The sequence below is a fragment of the Aeromonas sp. R2-4 genome (assembly GCF_040908365.1).
Classification (GTDB): Bacteria; Pseudomonadota; Gammaproteobacteria; order Enterobacterales; family Aeromonadaceae; genus Aeromonas; species Aeromonas veronii.
Genome location: NZ_JBFODO010000018.1, coordinates 135,488 through 154,847 on the forward strand (window position 1 = coordinate 135,488; position 19,360 = coordinate 154,847).

A 19,360-nucleotide genomic window follows, 5' to 3' on the forward strand; every position below is an offset into this window, starting at 1 on the left:
AGATCAGAGGCGAACCAGCGCCGAGCCCCAGGCAAAACCGCCGCCGAAGGCCTCCAGCAGTACCAGCTGACCCGGTTTGATCCGGCCATCTCGTACCCCTTCGTCGAAGGCAACCGGAACGGAAGCGGCAGAGGTATTGCCGTGCTTGTCGAGGGTCAGTACCACTTTATCGAGGCTCATACCCAGTTTCTTGGCAGTGGCGCTGATGATGCGGAAGTTGGCCTGATGTGGCACCAGCCAATCCAGCTCGCTCGGCTCGATGCCAGCAGCGGCCAACGTTTCGGTGACGATCTCGCTCAGACGGGTGACCGCGACCTTGAAGACATCGTTGCCCTTCATGTACATGTAGGCTTCGAGCTCGGCACCCGGCATGCCGCGACGAGGGTGCGGCAGCTTGAGCAGCTCGCCATAACGGCCATCGGCATGGAGATGGGTAGAGAGGATGCCCGGCGTCTCGCTGGCACCGACAATCACAGCCCCTGCCCCATCACCAAACAGGATGATGGTGCCGCGATCTTGCGGATCGCACATGCGGGAGAGCACATCGGCCCCGACGACCAGCACATGGCGGGCTGCGCCGGATTTGACGAACTGATCGGCAATGGAGAGTGCGTAGGTGAAACCGGCACAGGCCGCTGCCACGTCAAAGGCAGGAATGCCCGGTACGCCGAGCAGCCCCTGCAGCTCGCAGGCGGCAGCCGGGAAGGCATTTTCAGCACTGGTGGTGGCCAGCACTATCATATCGAGATCGGCAGCGGTCAAACCGGCTGCATCCAGGGCGCGCAGAGCGGCCTGGTAAGAGAGGGTGGCAACGGTTTCGTCAGCCCCGGCAATACGGCGCTCACGGATACCGGTGCGTTCCACGATCCACTCATCACTGGTCTCAACCATCTGCTCGAGATCGGCGTTGGTACGCACTGAACTCGGCAGGTAGCTGCCAGTACCCAGAATTTTGCTATGCATAGAGTTCTTATAGATCCCTGTCAGAGAAGACAGCTTCAAGGCGATCTGCTATTTGCAGTGGAAGTTGATGTTTGGCCTCTTGTGCGGCCAGCAGGATCGCATTACACAGGGCGCGCCGTTCGGCCCGCCCATGACTTTTTACCACAATGCCGCGCAATCCTAACAGACTTGCTCCGTTATACTGGTCGGGGTTCAGGTAAGAAAAACGCCGTTTGAACATAAATCCGGCGATCCGGCCAAGAAAAGTGCGTTTCTTGCGGGGATATCCGGCCAGCTGGGCCATCATCCGCACCACCCCTTCTGCCGTCTTGAGGGCGACATTGCCGACAAAACCGTCGCAGACGATCACGTCGCTGTCGCCGCTGAAGATGCGATCCCCTTCTACAAACCCGACATAATTGAGCGCGTGGCACTGACGCAACAATTCGGCGCTGTGGCGCACCAGATCGTTGCCCTTGATCTCCTCCTCGCCGATGTTGAGCAAGGCAACACGAGGTGACGCAATGCCTTCTACCTTTTCGGCCACGACGGAGCCCATCACGGCAAACTGCAACAGGGTATCCGCATCGCAACTGACGTTGGCGCCTAGATCCAGCATCACGGTACGTTTGCCACTCAATGTCGGCAGCGCCTTGATAAGGGCAGGTCTGTCTACCCCGGGCAGGGATTTGAGCACGCACTTGGCCATCGCCATCAACGCACCGGTATTGCCAGCACTGACGCAAGCATCGGCCTCACCGGCTTTCACCAGATTGAGTACCACCCGCATGGAGGAGTCTTTCAGAGTACGCAGCGCCACGATCGGTTTATCGCCCATGCCAACCACTTGGGATGCATGTACCAAACGGACTCGGGGATGATTCAGCAAGCCATGTCGCTGTAGCAGAGAGGAGGTCAGGTGCTGGTCGCCGACCAGGATCAGTTTTAGCTGGGGTAAAAGAGACAGTGCCTGCACGGCGGCAGGCACTGTTTCCGAGGGGCCAATATCTCCCCCCATGATGTCTAGCGCGACAGTTTGCGTAGACAAAGGCAATCCTTAAGCGATTACCTTTTTACCGCGGTAGAAACCATCGGCAGTCACGTGGTGACGACGATGAATTTCGCCACTGGTCTGATCAACAGTCAGGGCAGCGGTGGTCAGCGCATCGTGGGAACGACGCATGCCACGCTTGGCACGGGTTTTACGGTTCTGTTGTACGGCCATTGTAGGCTAACTCCTAAATTCACTTACGTTTAAGCTCTTCAAGAACTGCAAAGGGATTCGGCCGCTCATCAGCAGGTTCGATTTCACCCCAGGTCATCTCCATGTTTCCTCTCGGGCATGCATCCAGAGAATGCATTGCAACTTGAGGCAACGAGAGGATGAGTTCATCCTCCAGGATTTGATGAAGATCTATCTCGCCGTTTTCGTCCAACTCAATGGGCTCATAAGCTTCCGGCAGTTCTTCCTCGTTTGTTCTTTCGAACAGCGGAGTGTAGATAAATTCAGCTTCACAGAGGTGTTCGAATGTCTCTCCGCAACGTTGGCAAACCAGGTCAACCTTGGCATGGGCAGTGCCTTTCATAACGGTCAACTTCTGGACATCTTTGCCAAAGTGCAGTGATACCTCGATATCACTCTGCAAGCCAGCGGTTGATTCCTCCAGCCTGGGCATCTGCGACTTTTCCACTATCCCGATGTAATCGAGCAGCTTCAAGGCACTACGGACTGGATCAACCTTAACGGGCAACTTCACCTTTTGCATAGGGCGCGAATAATATAGGTCCAACAACTGATAGTCAAAGGAAAAAGTCCTTACCGCCGATGATTTTAACGTCACAAGTCCCTAGAATGCCGGTACTCGCTTTCATCGGTACCTGATTATGCCACAGAATCTGATCCTCGCCTCAACTTCTCGCTATCGCAAAGCCCTGCTGGAGAAGCTCGGCCTCCCCTTTGAATGTGCCGCCCCCGATGTGGATGAACGCCCGCTGGCTGGCGAATCCGCCGAGGCGCTGGTGGCCAGACTGGCCCGTGTCAAGGCTGATGCCATCGCCCAACATCGTGATCACGGCTTGATCATCGGTTCTGATCAGGTGTGTGTCTGCGATGGACGCATCCTCGGCAAACCGGGCACCATCGACAATGCCATCGCCCAGCTGATGGCGGCTCAAGGTCGCAGCGTCACCTTTTACACCGGGCTGTGCGTACTTAACGCTGCAACCAATGAGATTCATCAATTGATTGAACCGTTTACGGTCCACTTTCGCGATCTCGACGAATCCGCCATTCGCCGCTATGTAGAGGCTGAACTGCCCCTCGATTGTGCGGGCAGTTTCAAATGCGAAGGGATGGGGATCGTGCTGTTCAAGGGGCTGGAGGGGCGCGACCCTAACGCCTTGATCGGTCTGCCGCTGATCGGCCTGATCGAACTGCTGGAGCGCCACGGTATTGCCCTGCCCTGATTGCGGACCAATAGATAAGCTAGAACGAGCATATAAAAAACCCGGTCAATAGACCGGGCTTCTGTTATCAATCAGATCGATGTCTCTTAAAGAGAGGCGTCTATAACAGCCCGCGAAGAGCCGTCATGGAGTCCACCACCGCCACAGGTCAGTGACGACTGAGGGCATCCCGACTATCTACACCCCAAGTAACGCCAATGCGCGGCATGGCAATTGCCTCGGCCATCGCCATATCGTGAACAGAGTCGCCGATCATGACGGCCTGCCGGGGTGACAGCCCCAGCTCGTCCAGGATCTGCTCAAGCATCAGCGGATCAGGCTTGGAGCGAGCCTCATCGGCCCCACGACTGGTCACAAACAACGGGTGTAGCCCCCGTGACTGCCAGTCATGCAGCAGCTCCCCTGCCCCAGAAAACAGCGGGCTGGGGGTGGTGTCGTGCAGATAGTGATGACGATAGCGATCGATGAGCATGGCAATCTGGCGCTCATCAATGGCGGTGCCACTGTCGCTACGCAAAGGGAACAGGCGGGACATGGCGACATCGAGGCTCAATCCGATGATCTGCCGGATCTGGGCTGGTGCAGGTACCGCCAGCTCACAATCTCTGGCGGCCCCCTGCACACAGGCCACAATCCGGCCCACCGAATCCATCAGGGTACCGTCCCAATCGAAAATGGCGAGCCGGATATCCTGCATCAGCGTGGCAAGCCGTTGAGGAAGTTGTCGAGTTCAGGTGCCAGCGGCGCTTCTACCTGCATTTCGCGATCATCGGCCGGATGGGTGAAGCTGAGCTTCCAGGCATGCAAAAAGAGCCGTTTCAGCCCTTGGCTGCGCATTTTCTCGTCAAACGCCGCTTCACCGTACTTATCGTCACAGGCGATCGGGTGACCGGCATGCAGGGTGTGCACGCGGATCTGGTGGGTACGACCAGTAATGGGGCTGCACTCGACCAGGGTCGCTTCGGCAAATTGACGCACGATACGGAACCGGGTTTCGGAGGGCTTGCCATCGGCACTGACCCGCACCACCCGTTCGCCAGACTGCAGGTCGTTTTTGCGCAGCGGCGCATTAACCACCTTGACGTGAGCCTGCCACTTGCCACGCACCAGCGCCAGATACTGTTTGCGCATGGTCTTGACGCGCAACTGCTCATGCAGGCTGCGCAGGGCGCTGCGCTTCTTGGCAACCAGCAATACACCAGAGGTGTCGCGATCCAGTCGATGAACCAATTCGAGGAAACGGGCTTCCGGCCGCAGGGCTCGCAGCCCTTCAATCACGCCAAAGCTCAGGCCGCTGCCACCGTGTACTGCCATGCCGGAGGGCTTGTTCAGCACGATCATGGCATCGTCTTCGAACAGGATCTGGCTCTCCAGACGCTGGATAACCCCGAGGTTTGCCGAAGGCAGCTCATTCTTCTCGGCAACGCGCACGGGGGGCACCCGCACCTCGTCACCTGCGCAGAGTTTGTACTCCGGTTTGATGCGCTTTTTGTTTACTCGCACTTCACCTTTGCGAAGGATGCGATAGATCAGGCTCTTGGGGACGCCCTTTAGCTGAGTCTTGAGAAAATTGTCGATGCGCTGCCCGTCATGCTCAGCTTCGATGGTGAGCAGCTGCACTTGTTGTTGTATCTGTGTCATGGCGCGGATTTTAACACTGCCAGCGCCCCTTGGCTGCATGGTTTGTTGAAAAATGGCGCCTTGCTATAAAAGAGGTTTAAATGGGATAATAAACAAGGTTTTGTCATTGTGTTCAAGCCTTGTACTAAGTGGCCAAAAAGTATGCCACCCAATCCCGAAACACCGTGTATACAAGAACATGACGGTTCCCGGGTGCGAGGTACAACGCATGGAGAACACAAACATCACCGTTTATTTGTCTCCATTTCGGCATCCTTATTCATTCCTTCTCGAGAAGTGATGACCAGAACGCCCTTAGTTTGCGCCTCATGCATACCCCAACCGGGAGGTTGCCCCAGTATGCTGAAGACCCGAGGCCGGCGCTGGCAGGACCCAGATGGAGGAAATCAAAATGACACAATAATGAGAACTCAATGAAAAGAATGCTTATCAACGCAACTCAAGAAGAGGAGTTGCGCGTAGCGCTGGTTGACGGACAACAGCTCTACGATTTGGATATTGAAAGTCCGGGACACGAGCAGAAGAAAGCGAACATTTACAAGGGTAAGATCACCCGCGTAGAACCCAGCCTTGAAGCTGCTTTTGTCGACTACGGCGCCGAGCGCCACGGTTTCCTGCCGTTGAAGGAGATCGCCCGCAATTACTTCCCCTCCGGTTACTCCTATCAGGGTCGTCCCAACATCAAAGAAGTGGTCCGCGAAGGTCAGGAAGTTATCGTCCAGATCGACAAGGAAGAGCGTGGCACCAAGGGTGCAGCCCTCACCACCTTTATCAGCCTGGCAGGTAGCTACCTGGTACTGATGCCCAACAACCCCCGTGCCGGTGGTATCTCCCGCCGCATCGAGGGTGATGAGCGGACTGAACTGAAAGAAGCCCTGAGTGGGTTGACCGTGCCGGAAGGCATGGGCCTGATCGTGCGTACCGCCGGTGTGGGCAAGTCTCCGGAAGAGCTGGAGTGGGATCTGAACGTCCTGCTCAACCACTGGGACTCTATCCACAAGGCCTCCCAGGAGCGCGCTGCGCCGGTGTTGATCCACCAGGAAAGCAACGTCATCGTGCGTGCCATCCGTGACTATCTGCGTCGCGATGTGGGCGAAATTCTGATCGACAATCCGGTGATTTTCGAACGTGCCAAGGCTCATATCGAGCTGGTACGTCCCGATTTCCTCAACCGTGTGAAGCTGTACAAGGGTGAAGTAGCCCTGTTCAACCACTTCCAGATTGAGAGCCAGATAGAATCTGCCTTCCAGCGTGAAGTGCGCCTCCCCTCCGGCGGCAGCATCGTTATCGATCCGACCGAAGCACTGACCTCCATCGATATCAACTCCTCCCGCGCCACCAAGGGCGGCGATATCGAAGAGACTGCGCTGCAAACCAACCTGGAAGCGGCCGACGAAATTGCCCGTCAATTGCGTCTGCGCGACCTGGGTGGCCTGATCGTAATCGACTTCATCGACATGACCCCGGTTCGCCATCAGCGCGAAGTGGAAAACCGTCTGCGTGAAGCGGTGCATCAGGATCGTGCCCGCATCCAGCTGGGGCGGATCTCCCGTTTCGGTCTGCTGGAGATGTCTCGCCAGCGTCTGCGCCCCTCCCTCAACGAATCCAGCAGCCATATCTGCCCTCGTTGCCAGGGTCAGGGCGTGATCCGTGACAACGAATCCCTCGCCCTGTCCATCCTGCGTCTCATCGAAGAAGAGGCCATGAAGGACAACACCGAGCAGGTTCACGGCCAGGTGCCGGTGGATGTTGCCGCCTATCTGCTTAACGAGAAGCGCGCCGCCATCGCCAGTCTGGAACAGCGCAATGATGTGCGTGTTTACATCATTCCGAACCAGCATCTGGAAACCCCGCACTACGAAGTAACCCGCATTCGTCAGAACGAGATCCCGGAAGCGGCCAGCTACGAGCTGAAAACCGAGATTGCCAAGCCGGTCTACCAACCGAAGCAAGCTCAGGTGATCGAGCGTGAGCAACCGCTGCTGCAAGGCTTTGCCCAACCGGCACAACCGGCCCCTGTTGCACCGCAACAGCCGGCGGCTCCCGTTGTTGCGGCCCCTGCCGAAGTCGGCTTCTTCAGCAAGCTGATCAAAGGCATTACCGGCCTGTTCAGCAGCGATGCAGCCCCTGCCGACGTGAAAGCGCCCGCCGAGAAACCAGCAGCCCGTGAAGCACGCAAGGATGAAGGTCAACGTCACCAGCGCGAAGAAGGCCGTGGCCGTGGTCAGCGTCCTCGTCGTGACGACAATCGTGGCAACCGCAACAATGCGGAAGCTGGCGAGAAGCGTGAAGGTGGCAACCGCGAAGCCGGTGAAAACCGCAATCGCCGTCCCCGCAAAGAGCGCGAGCCTCGTCAGGAGCGTGAAGCTCGTGGCGAAGTGCGCATGGAACGTGAACCCCGTCAGGAACGCGAGCCTCGCGAACCGCGCCAGGAACGTGCACCACGTCCGGCCCGTGAACCTCGTGCGCCCCGTGAGCCGCGCGCCGAAGTCGTTGTTGACGCGGTAGATACCGTCGATGCAACTGCCGCCCAGCCACGTCAGGAAAAAGAGCAGAAAGTGGCCGAGCGCCGCGAACGTCGCCAACTGCGCAAGCAGATCCGCGTCGATGTCGCCGCTGCTGACACCCCTGCCCTGCCGGTTGACGAAGTACCAACGCAAGCTGACGTGATCGATGCTACCGTGGGCAACGAGCAGGAAGAGCAGAGTGAAGGCCAGCGCCGTTCACGCCGTACTCCGCGCAGCCAGCGCATCGAAGGCCAACGTCGCAAGCGTATTAATGAAGAAGCACGTAGCCAGCGTGATGAAGAGCAACAAGCCGAGCCTACTCTGACTACCGCCGCCCAGGCCGATATTGCCAAAGCGCAGGTTGAAGAGCCGGTAGTGCCTGTTGTCACCATCCCGAGCGCTGAAGCCGTAGCAGCTGCCCTGCAAGCCTCTGCGGCACTGACCGAGCATGTGGTTGTCGAAGCCGTTGCTGAAGAAGCTGCCGAGCAGGCTGCTGCCCAGGTCGACGCAACTCAAGCCGATATGATCGCTAGTCCGGTTGTTGCAGCTGTCGCAGAAGGCGTGGTTGCTGCAGAGCCGGAAGTTGCCGTTGTCACCGCTCCGGCTGTCAACGTTGCTGCCGCTGAAGTCGTTGAAGCTGCTCCGGTTGTTGAAGAGGCCACTGCTGTCAGCACTCCTGCTGTGGAAGCTGTAGCGGTTGCCGTCGAGATGCCAACTGCGGTTGTCGAAGCCCCGGCACCTGTCGCTACCGTTGCAGTGGAAGAGACTCCGGTCGTGACCAAACAGGTAGCTCACGGTGCTGGCCTGCTGGCTCGTGCCCGCAAAGCATCCGCCCCGATGGCAACTCCTGCCGAAGCCCCTGCCCTGCCTGCTCGTGAGCCGGTTAACTACCCGCCGCTGGTACGCAACGAAGTGAGCACATCAGGTCGTCATGGTGGCAGCACAGCCGCCGTCAACGTGGCCACCTGCCCGGCCGGTCGCCCCTAAGCAACCCGGGTTGATCCCCTAAACAAAAGCCACACCAACCGGTGTGGCTTTTTTATTTCTCTTGTCCCGTCCTGAATATGGTTTACACCTTTCCCCCCCAATAAATGGAGAACCCGATGGGACAAGGTGTGAAACGGACACAGCGCGATTACTCGCTGACTTTTAAACTGGCACTGGTCGAGCAGATTGAAAAAGGCGAGCTCACCTACAAACAGGCTCAGGTGCGTTATGGCATTCAGGGCCACTCCACCGTTCTGGTATGGTTGCGTAAACATGGTCGGCAAGATTGGAGCCAGGGGGCTTCTGTGCGTGCCGGCAGGAGCATCACCATGCCTGACCCCGACAACCGCGCATCAAGGAACTCGATCAGCAGCTGGCGCTGATGAGTCAGAAGGCGCAGTTCTTTGAGGCCGTCGTCGATGTACTGAAGAATGACTACGGCGTCTCCATCGTAAAAAAGCGACCCGGCAAGTCCTCTCGCAGCGGCAAGTCGAGAGGCTGAGCATTGTCAGGGCTTGCCTGTTTCTGGGGATAAGCCGGCAGGCTTACTACAAGCGCAATCGGGTCGCCGACGAGCGCCATGCACAGGGATTGCAGGTGGTGCGCTTCGTGCGTCAGGTTCGACTGCGACAACCTCGGGTGGGCACCCGCAAGCTGCATTATCTGCTGCAGGGTCAGGATGATGGCGGGCTCAAGGTCGGGCGGGACAGGCTGTTTCAGATATTGGCCGAGCACCGCCTGCTGGTGCAGCCTAAGCGGGCGTATCACAAGACCACCCACAGTTTTCACCTTTTCTACCGCCATCCCAACTTGCTCAAGGCGGGGCCAGAGCAGGTCACACCGGTGGCCCCGGAGCAGGTCTGGGTCGCAGATATCACCTATCTGCCAGCCAGGAGCGGGCCGCTGTACCTGAGCCTGGTGACGGATGCGTACTCACGCAAGATAGTGGGCCATCACGTGCACGAAGGGATGCACGCGGAGTCGGTTGCGATGGCGTTCAAGAAAGCGCTGAAGCAACGGTGTGGCGGCGGGGAGCTTATCCATCACTCGGACCGCGGCGTGCAGTATTGCTCGGGGCTGTATCAGTCATTACATGAACGGTACGGAGTGAAATGCTCGATGACGGATGGGGATGACTGTTACCAGAATGCGTTGGCGGAGCGGATGAACGGGATTTTGAAGGGAGTGTTACTACAGGAAAACGCCCTGGTTTCTCCTGTGTTTGCGCTTTGGATATTTCTGAGAAAGTTCATTCAAAGCGTCAATGTTCAGTATCACACCTATTGATAATTTCAATACAACACTTTGTTTGTTGGCATATCAAAGCCAATCACAGATATGAAAAAAGGGCCCACAGGCCCTTAGAAAAATAGCGATATTATCCACCAAACAGATGGTGGCTAACGATGAACAGGCCGCCGGAGAGCAGCATGGTCAGCGGCAGAGTCAATACCCAGGCCATCAGGATGGTCTTGATGGTCTGGCTCTGCAGGCCGGATTTGTTGGCAATCATGGTACCCGCCACCGCAGAAGAGAGAATATGGGTGGTGGACACCGGCATACCGGTCAGACTGGCGACCCCGATGGAGGTTGCAGCAGTGATCTGGGCTGCAATGCCCTGGCTGTAGGTCATGCCGGTGGTGCCGATCTTCTCGCCCACGGTATGAACGATACGACGCCAGCCCACCATGGTGCCGCAACCCAGCGCCAGTGCGATGGAGACGATCACCCATGTCGGTGCGTATTCAGCGGTCGCGGTCAGATCTTTGCGCCATTTGGCCAGATCGGTCAGCTCCTTGGCTGGCAGCGGCAGCTTGGCAGCCTTGCGGGCGGTGTCATCGATACAGAGCAGCAGACGACGCACTTCGCGGCGGTCGGTCAGGCTCATCTGATCATAAGTACGCACGGCACCCAGACGGACATCCAGGGTGGCCATCGCCTGCAGCACGCCATCGGCGGAGCAGTGAGTCATCAGCTCCTCCTGAGCCGTTGCCGGTGCAGAGAAGTTGATGACGCCAGAGAGGGCGGACTGGTTGCGCTGGTAGATCTCCATGATGCGCTGGTTGGCATCCTGGGTCCGGTCCAGATCATAGGCGCGGCTGTTCATGTCCAGTGCGAAATAGGCTGGCGCCATACAGATCAGCACCAGCATCACCAGACCGATGCCCTTCTGGCCATCGTTGGAGCCGTGCACGAAGCTGACGCCCATGGCCGAGGCCACCAGGGTCAGACGCGCCCAGAATGGCGGGTGCTTCTTGCCATCCACCAGCTGACGCTCTTCCGGTGTTTTGTGGATCTTGTTGCTGGTCCAGATACGCTTCATCGCCAGCAGCAGCAGCGCCGCGATGATGAAGCCGATGGTGGGAGAGATGATGAGGGACAGCATGATGTCGATCGCTTTGCCCACGTTGATCCCTTCTGTCACCGGTTTATGGGTGATCCAGGCATAGGCGCCGCCTACCCCCAGAATGGAACCGATCAAGGTATGTGAACTGGAAGCCGGGATCCCGAAGAACCAGGTGCCCAGGTTCCACACGATGGCGGAAAACAGCAAGGAGAAGACCATGATCAACCCTTGGGTGGAGTCCATCCCAAGCAGCAGGTCGATGGGCAGCAGATGGACAATGGCATAGGCCACACCCAGACCGCCGAACATGACGCCAAAAAAGTTGAAGATCCCCGATGCAACGACCGCCAGGTGAGCTGGCATCGCCTTGGTATAGATAACCGTTGCTACCGCGTTGGCGGTATCGTGAAAGCCGTTGATAAATTCATAGGCAAGCACAAAAAAAACGGCCAATACCAAACCGATTGACCACCACAAACCCAAACCACTAAACATTTCAAACATAAAAAAAAGCCTGTTTATGAGTTGCGGCGGATTATGCCAGATGGCGGCCAACACCATAGCCACCATTGAAATATTTCAGCCATAAAAAAAAAGAGCTTTTTGGAAAAAAATATCCTAGAGCCAGTCTTCATGCGGCTTGCCATCGATTAATTAAAGCCATCAATGATTGCGGGAAAGGGCAAAAATAGCTGACAATTAAGCCAATAATTTCATTTTTATGACGTTTTTATGACAGAAAAACGGGCGAAAGTGGTGATAAAACGTCCCTGCCCCGCCAATCTCATCCGACCAGCACCATCAGCCCCATATCCGTTTGATTCCAGATGCAAAAAGGGAGCACCTTGTGCTCCCTTGAATCGTTGCCGTGTTGCCAGTTATCAGTCCTGATTGATGCGGCTGGCAACAGCGCCCTGCTGGCTCTTGTACTTGGCATTTTCCCGCTTGTTGTAGGGACGGGCCGCGACGCCGGAGAGCATCTCGAAGTTCAAGGCGCCAATTTTCATCTTCGGGCGCAGTGCCAGCGGCAGTTTGCCGCCGTTGTAGAACTCCAGCACGATGCGACCGGACCAACCCGGATCGATCCGGTGCGCGGTCACGTGCACCATCAAACCCAGGCGTGCCAGTGAAGAGCGGCCATCCAGCCAGCCGACGATATCGGCAGGCAGGGTGACAGATTCATAGGTCACCGCCAGCGCCAGCTGACCCGGGTGAAGGTAGAAGGCTTCGCCATCGGGGATGTGGATCTCGTCACTCATCACCCGATCGATGGCATCGGCCATCTCGCTGCTCGGGCCGCTCAGGTCGATATAGGGCGCGGTATGATCGCGAAACACCCGAAACTCGTTACCCAGCAGCACATCGACACTGACACCACTGATCCGCTCTACCCCGGGCCGTGGCTCAATGACGATCTTGCCTTCATCCAGATGGCGTTCAATATCGGTATCACACAGACGCATTGGGCGACTCTCCTGACAAATTGTGCTTTTAAAAAAGCCGGGCATCACCCGGCTTGTTTCATCTTAACCAATCAACATGTGGCGGATACGCGCCTTGAGCATGTCGATGGCGATGCGGTTCTTGCCACCACGGGGCACGATCACATCGGCATACTGTTTGGACGGCTCGATAAACTGCAGGAACATCGGACGTACCGTCTTCTGGTACTGCTTGAGCACGGAGTCCATGGTACGGCCACGCTCCTGCACGTCACGCACCAGACGGCGCAGCAGGCAGATGTCGAGCGGGGTATCCATAAAGATGGAGGCATCCATCAGGTCCCGCAGACGGCTGTCGGTCAGCAGCAGGATCCCTTCCAGAATGATCACCCGGCGCGGCGCAAACGGGGTCACTTCGTTCATCCGGGTGTGTTCGGTGTAGGAGTACTGGGGAATGGCAACCGCGTCACCTTTAACCAGCTGGCTCAGGTGCTGTACCAGCAAGTCGTGATCCAGCGCGTTAGGGTGGTCATAGTTGGTCTTGACCCGCTCTTCCATGGTCAGGTGGGTCTGATCACGGTAGTAGCAATCTTCGGTGATCACACCAATCTGACCTGCGCCCAGTTCGGCCACCAGCTCTTCATAAATGGTCTGGGCTATAAGACTTTTGCCAGACGCAGATGCGCCCGCAATACCGATGATCACACACGAATGTTGAGTATCAGACATGACAAATACCTAAAAGAGAAGAGCAGTGGGGATGGTTTAAACCGATCCATTATATAAAAAAGGGTGGGTCATGCCCACCCTCAATTCCCTTTCAAGTGACCGACCGCCGATTATTCATCCAGCGCCATGGCATAGAGGGGGGTCGCAATCGGTTTTGCGCTGAAAAAGAGTTCAGCCCCTACCCTGCGCGCCAGCTTCAAATAGGCCTGAGCCAGGCTCCCTTCCGGTGCGCCGAACACCGTCGGGCAGCCATCATCCATGTGTTGGCGGATGTCGATGTGCAGCGGCAACTGGCCAAGCAGCGCCACTTGATACTGCTCTGCCATCTTCTGGCCGCCACCGGTACCAAACAGCGGCTCATGATGACCACAGGCGCTGCAGACGTGGTAGCTCATGTTCTCGATAATACCGAGCACCGGCACATTGACCTTGTTGAACATGGCGATCCCCTTGCGGGCATCGGCCAGCGCCACATCTTGCGGGGTGGTGACAATCACCGCCGCCGAAGTCGGCACCTGCTGGGCCATGGTGAGCTGGATATCGCCAGTGCCCGGCGGCATGTCGACCACCAGATAATCCACCTCGCCCCAGCGGGTCTCATGAAGGATCTGCGCCAGCGCCTTGCTCGCCATCGGGCCACGCCAGATGGTGGCATCCTGCTCGGAGACCAGATAGCCGATACTGTTGCTCTTGAGGCCGCAGGCCATCACCGGCTCCATCAGCTTGCCGTCATGGCTGACCGGGCGCTCTTTGAGGGTGCCCATCATGGTGGGAATGGAAGGGCCATAGATATCGGCATCGAGAATGGCGACCCGCGCCCCCTCTTTTTGCAGCGCCAGCGCCAGATTGACCGCGGTGGTGGATTTGCCCACCCCCCCCTTGCCGGAGGCAACCACGATGATGTTGCGAATGCCCTGCACGGCATTGAGGCCCTGCGCCCGCGGCATGCTGGCGACGTCAATCTCCAGTGCCCAGTCGATACGGGCAGCGCCGGTGGCACTACGCAGCCTGGCATCGTAGTTCTCTTTGAGCTGATCGAGCAGCGAGAGACCGGCAAACGGCAAGACCAGCTGGATAGTGAGCCCCTGACCCTGATTGATGATCTCGCGAACGAATCCGGCATCCACCAGATCCTTGTGCCAGCCTGCTGGCTTAAATTCGGCGAGGATCTGTTTTACTGAATCAATCACCATTAACTCCTCATTATCTTGTCATTATCTTGAGGTGAACGGTTACCGCACACAAATCAGTGGCTTGCCTACCATCGTAACAGCAGGTGCTGCCAAGGTTGGCATAGCCACAACCCTAGGCAGGCTACCCCCAATTCGGGTAACATGCACGGCACTCTATCATCCCAACAAGCACATCAAGAACGTAATATGGCAACTGATCCTCGTAAAATGCTGGTAACCTGCGCCCTCCCCTATGCCAATGGCTCCATCCATCTTGGCCACATGCTGGAACATATCCAGGCCGATATCTGGGTTCGTTATCAGCGAATGCGCGGTCATCAGGTGCACTTCATCTGTGCCGATGATGCCCACGGCACCCCGATCATGCTCAAGGCACAGCAGATGGGGATCACCCCGGAAGAGATGATTGCCGCTGTCTCCAAGGAGCACCAGGCCGACTTCGCCGGGTTCAACATCAGCTTTGACAACTATCACTCCACCCACAGCGAAGAAAACCGCGAGCTGGCGGAGTTGATCTACGGCCGCCTGAAAAATGGTGGCTTTATCAAGAGCCGCACCATCTCCCAGCTGTTCGACCCGGAAAAATCCATGTTCCTGCCGGACCGTTTCGTCAAGGGTACCTGCCCCAAGTGCAAGTCTCCGGAGCAGTATGGCGACAACTGTGACAGCTGCGGCGCCACCTACAGCCCGACAGAGCTGATCGATCCGAAATCTGCCGTCTCCGGCGCAACTCCGGTAATGAAGGACTCCGAGCACTTCTTCTTCGACCTGCCGCAGTTTGAAAAATGGCTCTCAGAGTGGGTGCGCGGCTCTGGCGCCATTCAGGAAGAGATGGCCAACAAGATGCAGGAGTGGTTCGAGAGCGGCCTGCAGCAGTGGGACATCACCCGTGACGCCCCCTACTTCGGTTTCGAAATTCCCGGCGCCCCGGGCAAGTACTTCTACGTCTGGCTCGATGCCCCCATCGGCTACATGGCTTCCTTCAAGAACCTGTGCAACAAGCGTGGCGACATCGACTTTGACAGCTACTGGAAAGCGGACTCCGACGCCGAGCTCTACCACTTCATCGGTAAAGATATTGCCTACTTCCACTGCCTGTTCTGGCCGTCCATGCTGGAAGGTGCCAACTTCCGCAAGCCGACCAAGGTCAACGTGCACGGTTATGTGACCGTCAACGGCGCCAAGATGTCCAAGTCCAAGGGCACCTTTATCAAGGCATCCACCTACCTGAACCACCTGGATCCGGAGTGCCTGCGTTACTACTACGCTGCCAAGCTCAACAGCCGCATCGATGATCTGGACCTGAACCTCGAAGATTTCGTGCAGCGCGTCAACGCCGACGTGGTCAACAAGCTGGTCAACCTCGCCTCCCGCAACGCCGGCTTTATTGCCAAGCGCTTTGGCGGCAAGCTGGCGGCAACCTGCGCCGAGCCCGAGCTCTACGCCGAATTCGCCAATGCCCGTACCGCCATTGCCGAAGCCTATGAGAGCCGCGAGTTCAGCCGCGCCATCCGCGAGATCATGGCGCTGGCCGACAAGGCCAACCGCTACGTGGACGACAAGGCTCCCTGGGTTATCGCCAAGCAGGAAGGGGCTGACGCCGAGTTGCAAGCGGTTTGCTCGGTCGGCATCAACCTGTTCCGCGTGCTAATGGCCTACCTCAAGCCCGTCATGCCGCTGCTGGCCGAACGTGCCGAAACCTTCCTGGCCGAAACCCTCAGCTGGGATGGCATCGAGATGCCGCTGGTCAATCACACCGTTGCGCCGTTCAAGGCCCTCTTCTCCCGCATCGAGCCGGCGAAGATTGAAGCCATGATCGAAGCATCCAAGGAAGACCTGGCCAAGGAGCAGGCACCGAAAGTGACCGGCCCGCTGGCTGATGACCCCATCAGCGAAACCATCACCTATGACGATTTTGCCAAGATTGACCTGCGCGTCGCGCTGATCAAGAAGGCCGAAGCGGTACCGGAAGCCGAGAAGCTGCTCAAGCTGCAACTGGATATCGGCGGCGAGACCCGTCAGGTGTTTGCCGGTATCAAGTCCGCCTACAACCCGGAAGATCTGGAAGGCAAGCTGACCGTGATGGTGGCCAACCTGGCGCCGCGCAAGATGCGTTTCGGCATGTCCGAAGGCATGGTGCTGGCCGCAGGCCCGGGCGGCAAGGATCTCTGGATCCTGGAGCCGCAGGAAGGCGCCCAGCCGGGTATGCGCGTCAAGTAAGCGTATCGCTGACTGCGACCACAGCCAGATAGAGAAGAGAGGCCAAACGGCCTCTCTTTTTTTGTTTCGCATTTGTGGCTTGGAGAGTTTTTGTAGATGCTGGTCGCGGATGACGTCCGCAGATTGCGGCCTTGGGGCTATCCACCGCTTGACTTGGCGGACGATACATTTTGTTCTGGATAGCTGATCACCCGACTTGGCATGTCATTCATGTTGTGGTCTGCCTGCATAGCCAGTTTGAGCGCTACCAGCTCCGCCTGCTGGCAGTCCAGTTGACGCAAACGGGTGGTGATCTTCCTCTTCAACTGCTGCCGCAATTTCGTCTGCTTGTAGGTGCCCTCCTGCTCTGCTCGCAACCTCCGCCGCCATTGACGCCAATCCTGCAACTGGCCGAGTCGCTCCTGCCAGTGAGTCAGGGTGCTCAACCAGCCGGGCTCCCCACTCCCCAGATCCAGCAACAGTTCCACGCCATAACGGGCCTGCTTGATCTCGAGGCGCAGCCGATGCCAGCGGCGCAACTGTTGCTGACGGGAGCTGGCAGATTTCCCAACGCAGGGAATAGGTTCATCGAGAGCGCTCTGAGCCTCATCAAGGCGCAGGGCCAGATGCTGCTGATAGAGGAACGCCAATGCCCGCGCATCCTGCACCTGCACCACCGCCGCGAGCCAGCGGGCCAGTCGCCTCGACAACAGGGGTACGCGACAGGCAGATTTGTGAGTATTTCCCGTGCTGGCAGGCGGCTTGCCAAAACGCTCGGCGTAGACCTGAGCATCCCGCAGCGCCGAAAGCCGCCCGACCGAGCGCAGCAGACGCCGCTCCAGCTCGGGATGATAGGTGAGTGGCCGCCACAGGGCGAGCAGCGCCAGCAAGCGGCGCGCCGCGATACGGTAGCCATGCACGGCCGGTTCGCTGGCCTCTTCGCGCACCGCTCGCGCCGCCTCCTGATAACGGGCGACCCAGCTTGTTGCCTGAGTCAGCAACAGACTTTCCTTGTCAGCGTCCATCTCGTCCCCGCCCCTTCAGTTGGTGTGAAAGCCCTGGCCGGTGGGCGGCAGCGCCTCTTCATACTCCATCCGGGTCACCCGGGCGGTGCGCGGGCCATGTTCCAGCCACCCCAGCATCATCTGCACCCCCTGTGCGGGGCCGCTGATGAGGATCTCCACCGAGCCATCCTCCAGGTTGTAGGCATGGCCCCGCAAACCCAGTTGCAGCGCCCGCTCACGGGTGAAATAGCGAAATCCCACCCCCTGCACCTGCCCCCACACCCGAATGACAAACGATTGCTCTCCCATTTCTCACACCTTCTGCTTAAGAAAAAAATTCCCGAGACGATAATGTGCCCGACACTCTATCTCTGCAGGATGCAGCTCCATTATGAAAGAAGTTAAATTCCGGTGGGTTGACCGCTATCTCATTCACCTCACCATCAGTGAAAAATTCCACATCGCCTTCTGGCTTCCCTTGCTGATCATCGCCTTTCTCAGCTGGTATCTGCTGGCAAACAGCCACGAGCAGGAGATAAAACTCAAGGTTGAGCAGTTGCAGCAGCGGGTCGAGACCACGGCGCAACTGGTCAGCCAGCAGCCAACGCTCACTCTGCCAGCAGATCTGCGCATCCAGCCACAAGGGGTGAGCGGGCTCGAACAGCAGGGCGATCGCTACCGCTTCACCGCACCAGCGGGTCAGGCTGGCTACGTCACTGGTGAGCTCGACACCAGCACCTCCTCAATGTGGGATGATCAGGGCACCACGCTCACCATGGTTGGGGCGCTGGCTGCCCTGATGGCACTGGTGATCCACTACATGATGACCTTTGTCTCTGGTGCGCTCTACTCCACCAACAAGGCGCTGCAAACCGTGGCGGACGGCGATCTCACCTTCCGACTCAACTTCTTCCCGGTGCGGGATGAGTTCTCCACCCTGGCAGGCAGCATCGACCGATTTACCGACCGCCAGCACCAGATCGTCAAACTGGTGGAGGAGTCTGCCGAAGCGCTGACCATGGCCGCCGACGAGTTTCGTGACCATGCCCGCGAAGGCGAGACCATGGCGCGTTCACAGCGCCAGCACATGGATTCACTGGCCACCGCCATGGAGCAGATGTCAGCCGCCATTCGCGAAGTGGCGCGCAATGCCAACGACACCCTGCAACAAACCCGCCAGTCGAGCGAAGAGGCAGCCAATGGCGCCAACCGGGTAGCCCGCACCATAGAGGCAATCCGTACTCTGGCCGACGAGATTGGCAACGCCTCCGGCGCGGTCGAGCGGCTAACCCACAACGCCAACCGGATCAACGAGGTGGTCAACGTCATCAACGCCATCTCCCAGCAGACCAACTTGTTGGCCCTCAACGCCGCCATCGAAGCGGCCCGTGCCGGTGAGCAGGGTCGCGGTTTTGCGGTGGTAGCTGATGAGGTGCGTACCCTCGCCAGCCGTACCCAGCAGGCGACGGTGGAGATCCAGCAGATGATCGAAGAGCTGCAGACCGGTACCGGCGCGCTAAACGAGATCATGGAGAAAACCGTGGGGCGCGCCGCCAGCAGCCAGCAGCTCATCAGCGAAGTGGGGCTCGATATCGAAAAACTGAGCAACCACAGCGATGCGGTGCTGGAGATGAGCACCCAGATCGCGACCTCGAGCGAAGAGCAAAGCTCGGTCGCCGCCGAGATCACCCACAATCTGGATCAGGTACGCCATGAAGCGGCGCAGGTGGAAGAATCCGCCAGCGCCTCGGTAGCCGGCACACAAGGGCTGAAAGCCACCGCCAGCGAGCTGACCCAGGCGCTCAAGGGGATTAAGCTCTGACCGTATGAGGTGTCAGATCAGGGCAACCCCATCCATTACACAGGGTTGTTTGAGTTTTACCTGCGGGCCACATAGAATGTG

The 19,360-nt window shown here is 58.0% G+C and carries 16 protein-coding genes and 1 pseudogene; 5 read left to right on the plus strand and 12 right to left on the minus strand.

The genetic code is table 11. The features are described 5' to 3' along the window. Positions 1 to 3: 3 nt before the first annotated feature. The 4 genes from AB5Z05_RS09065 to yceD are packed head-to-tail and all read right to left on the minus strand — an operon-like array spanning position 4 to position 2,708. Complete coding sequence (locus AB5Z05_RS09065) at positions 4 to 963, minus strand: beta-ketoacyl-ACP synthase III (RefSeq protein ID WP_040065495.1); 960 nt, start codon at positions 961 to 963, stop codon at positions 4 to 6. Between the two features lie 7 nt (positions 964 to 970). Beyond that, a complete protein-coding gene (gene plsX / locus AB5Z05_RS09070) occupies positions 971 to 1,990 on the minus strand; it encodes a phosphate acyltransferase PlsX (RefSeq protein ID WP_368151148.1) in 1,020 nt (339 codons plus the stop codon). Between the two features lie 9 nt (positions 1,991 to 1,999). Continuing rightward, positions 2,000 to 2,167: a 50S ribosomal protein L32 gene (gene rpmF / locus AB5Z05_RS09075; RefSeq protein ID WP_005300935.1), complete on the minus strand. Its 168-nt coding sequence runs from the start codon at positions 2,165 to 2,167 to the stop codon at positions 2,000 to 2,002. 19 nt (positions 2,168 to 2,186) lie between these two features. Continuing rightward, positions 2,187 to 2,708: a 23S rRNA accumulation protein YceD gene (gene yceD / locus AB5Z05_RS09080; protein WP_005345553.1), complete on the minus strand. Its 522-nt coding sequence runs from the start codon at positions 2,706 to 2,708 to the stop codon at positions 2,187 to 2,189. A 118-nt stretch (positions 2,709 to 2,826) separates the two neighbouring features. Between yceD and AB5Z05_RS09085 the strand changes: the two genes are divergently transcribed. Then, complete coding sequence (locus AB5Z05_RS09085; protein WP_368151151.1) at positions 2,827 to 3,408, plus strand: nucleoside triphosphate pyrophosphatase; 582 nt, start codon at positions 2,827 to 2,829, stop codon at positions 3,406 to 3,408. A 148-nt stretch (positions 3,409 to 3,556) separates the two neighbouring features. On the opposite strand, the gene AB5Z05_RS09090 is transcribed toward AB5Z05_RS09085, so the two are convergent. Both AB5Z05_RS09090 and rluC read right to left on the minus strand, forming a co-directional pair. Next, on the minus strand, positions 3,557 to 4,105 hold the full coding sequence (locus AB5Z05_RS09090) for an HAD-IA family hydrolase (RefSeq protein WP_368151152.1): 549 nt from the start codon (positions 4,103 to 4,105) through the stop codon (positions 3,557 to 3,559). After that, positions 4,105 to 5,049 carry a 23S rRNA pseudouridine(955/2504/2580) synthase RluC gene (gene rluC, locus AB5Z05_RS09095; protein WP_368151154.1) on the minus strand — a complete coding sequence of 315 codons (945 nt, stop codon included), beginning with the start codon at positions 5,047 to 5,049 and terminating at the stop codon, positions 4,105 to 4,107. Before rluC ends, AB5Z05_RS09090 begins: the two co-directional genes overlap by 1 nt. A gap of 413 nt (positions 5,050 to 5,462) precedes the next feature. Here rluC and rne point away from each other — a divergent pair, with 413 nt between their 5' ends. Continuing rightward, positions 5,463 to 8,543 (plus strand): ribonuclease E, encoded by a 3,081-nt coding sequence (gene rne, locus AB5Z05_RS09100; protein ID WP_368151156.1) that lies wholly within the window; start codon positions 5,463 to 5,465, stop codon positions 8,541 to 8,543. A 116-nt stretch (positions 8,544 to 8,659) separates the two neighbouring features. After that, positions 8,660 to 9,725 (plus strand): annotated as a pseudogene (locus tag AB5Z05_RS09105) (IS3 family transposase); the annotation flags it as partial. 196 nt (positions 9,726 to 9,921) lie between these two features. Here the strand turns inward: AB5Z05_RS09105 and AB5Z05_RS09110 are convergent. From AB5Z05_RS09110 to apbC, 4 genes are all read right to left on the minus strand, one after another. Then, positions 9,922 to 11,394 carry an inorganic phosphate transporter gene (locus tag AB5Z05_RS09110; RefSeq protein ID WP_113739567.1) on the minus strand — a complete coding sequence of 491 codons (1,473 nt, stop codon included), beginning with the start codon at positions 11,392 to 11,394 and terminating at the stop codon, positions 9,922 to 9,924. Positions 11,395 to 11,771: 377 nt separating this feature from the next. Then, positions 11,772 to 12,353, minus strand: a complete 582-nt coding sequence (dcd, locus tag AB5Z05_RS09115; RefSeq protein ID WP_005336719.1) for a dCTP deaminase — start codon at positions 12,351 to 12,353, stop codon at positions 11,772 to 11,774. Positions 12,354 to 12,416: 63 nt separating this feature from the next. Further along, positions 12,417 to 13,061 carry a uridine kinase gene (gene udk / locus AB5Z05_RS09120; RefSeq protein ID WP_005352133.1) on the minus strand — a complete coding sequence of 215 codons (645 nt, stop codon included), beginning with the start codon at positions 13,059 to 13,061 and terminating at the stop codon, positions 12,417 to 12,419. A 110-nt stretch (positions 13,062 to 13,171) separates the two neighbouring features. Further along, positions 13,172 to 14,254, minus strand: coding sequence for an iron-sulfur cluster carrier protein ApbC (apbC, locus tag AB5Z05_RS09125; RefSeq protein WP_368151159.1), 1,083 nt, complete (start codon positions 14,252 to 14,254; stop codon positions 13,172 to 13,174). 186 nt (positions 14,255 to 14,440) lie between these two features. Between apbC and metG the strand changes: the two genes are divergently transcribed. Then, complete coding sequence (gene metG / locus AB5Z05_RS09130) at positions 14,441 to 16,474, plus strand: methionine--tRNA ligase (protein ID WP_368151160.1); 2,034 nt, start codon at positions 14,441 to 14,443, stop codon at positions 16,472 to 16,474. Between the two features lie 137 nt (positions 16,475 to 16,611). On the opposite strand, the gene AB5Z05_RS09135 is transcribed toward metG, so the two are convergent. Continuing rightward, the gene (locus tag AB5Z05_RS09135; RefSeq protein WP_088868927.1) at positions 16,612 to 17,478 is read right to left on the minus strand and encodes a CHAD domain-containing protein; all 867 of its coding nucleotides are present in this window, start codon (positions 17,476 to 17,478) and stop codon (positions 16,612 to 16,614) included. Between the two features lie 15 nt (positions 17,479 to 17,493). Then, positions 17,494 to 17,766: an acylphosphatase gene (locus tag AB5Z05_RS09140; protein ID WP_005345583.1), complete on the minus strand. Its 273-nt coding sequence runs from the start codon at positions 17,764 to 17,766 to the stop codon at positions 17,494 to 17,496. 82 nt (positions 17,767 to 17,848) lie between these two features. Here AB5Z05_RS09140 and AB5Z05_RS09145 point away from each other — a divergent pair, with 82 nt between their 5' ends. After that, on the plus strand, positions 17,849 to 19,279 hold the full coding sequence (locus AB5Z05_RS09145; RefSeq protein WP_368151162.1) for a methyl-accepting chemotaxis protein: 1,431 nt from the start codon (positions 17,849 to 17,851) through the stop codon (positions 19,277 to 19,279). Positions 19,280 to 19,360 lie beyond the last annotated feature (81 nt).

Excerpts from the sequence above, each read along its gene's own strand:
- AB5Z05_RS09090 (WP_368151152.1), bottom strand. The coding sequence starts at position 4,105 with ATGCAGGATATCCGGCTCGCCATTTTCGATTGGGACGGTACCCTGATG.
- dcd (WP_005336719.1), bottom strand. The coding sequence starts at position 12,353 with ATGCGTCTGTGTGATACCGATATTGAACGCCATCTGGATGAAGGCAAG.
- yceD (WP_005345553.1), bottom strand. The coding sequence starts at position 2,708 with ATGCAAAAGGTGAAGTTGCCCGTTAAGGTTGATCCAGTCCGTAGTGCC.
- metG (WP_368151160.1), top strand. The coding sequence starts at position 14,441 with ATGGCAACTGATCCTCGTAAAATGCTGGTAACCTGCGCCCTCCCCTAT.
- udk (WP_005352133.1), bottom strand. The coding sequence starts at position 13,061 with ATGTCTGATACTCAACATTCGTGTGTGATCATCGGTATTGCGGGCGCA.
- rluC (WP_368151154.1), bottom strand. The coding sequence starts at position 5,049 with ATGACACAGATACAACAACAAGTGCAGCTGCTCACCATCGAAGCTGAG.
- AB5Z05_RS09065 (WP_040065495.1), bottom strand. The coding sequence starts at position 963 with ATGCATAGCAAAATTCTGGGTACTGGCAGCTACCTGCCGAGTTCAGTG.
- AB5Z05_RS09140 (WP_005345583.1), bottom strand. The coding sequence starts at position 17,766 with ATGGGAGAGCAATCGTTTGTCATTCGGGTGTGGGGGCAGGTGCAGGGG.
- AB5Z05_RS09135 (WP_088868927.1), bottom strand. The coding sequence starts at position 17,478 with ATGGACGCTGACAAGGAAAGTCTGTTGCTGACTCAGGCAACAAGCTGG.
- AB5Z05_RS09145 (WP_368151162.1), top strand. The coding sequence starts at position 17,849 with ATGAAAGAAGTTAAATTCCGGTGGGTTGACCGCTATCTCATTCACCTC.
- AB5Z05_RS09085 (WP_368151151.1), top strand. The coding sequence starts at position 2,827 with ATGCCACAGAATCTGATCCTCGCCTCAACTTCTCGCTATCGCAAAGCC.
- AB5Z05_RS09110 (WP_113739567.1), bottom strand. The coding sequence starts at position 11,394 with ATGTTTGAAATGTTTAGTGGTTTGGGTTTGTGGTGGTCAATCGGTTTG.
- rpmF (WP_005300935.1), bottom strand. The coding sequence starts at position 2,167 with ATGGCCGTACAACAGAACCGTAAAACCCGTGCCAAGCGTGGCATGCGT.
- apbC (WP_368151159.1), bottom strand. The coding sequence starts at position 14,254 with ATGGTGATTGATTCAGTAAAACAGATCCTCGCCGAATTTAAGCCAGCA.
- rne (WP_368151156.1), top strand. The coding sequence starts at position 5,463 with ATGAAAAGAATGCTTATCAACGCAACTCAAGAAGAGGAGTTGCGCGTA.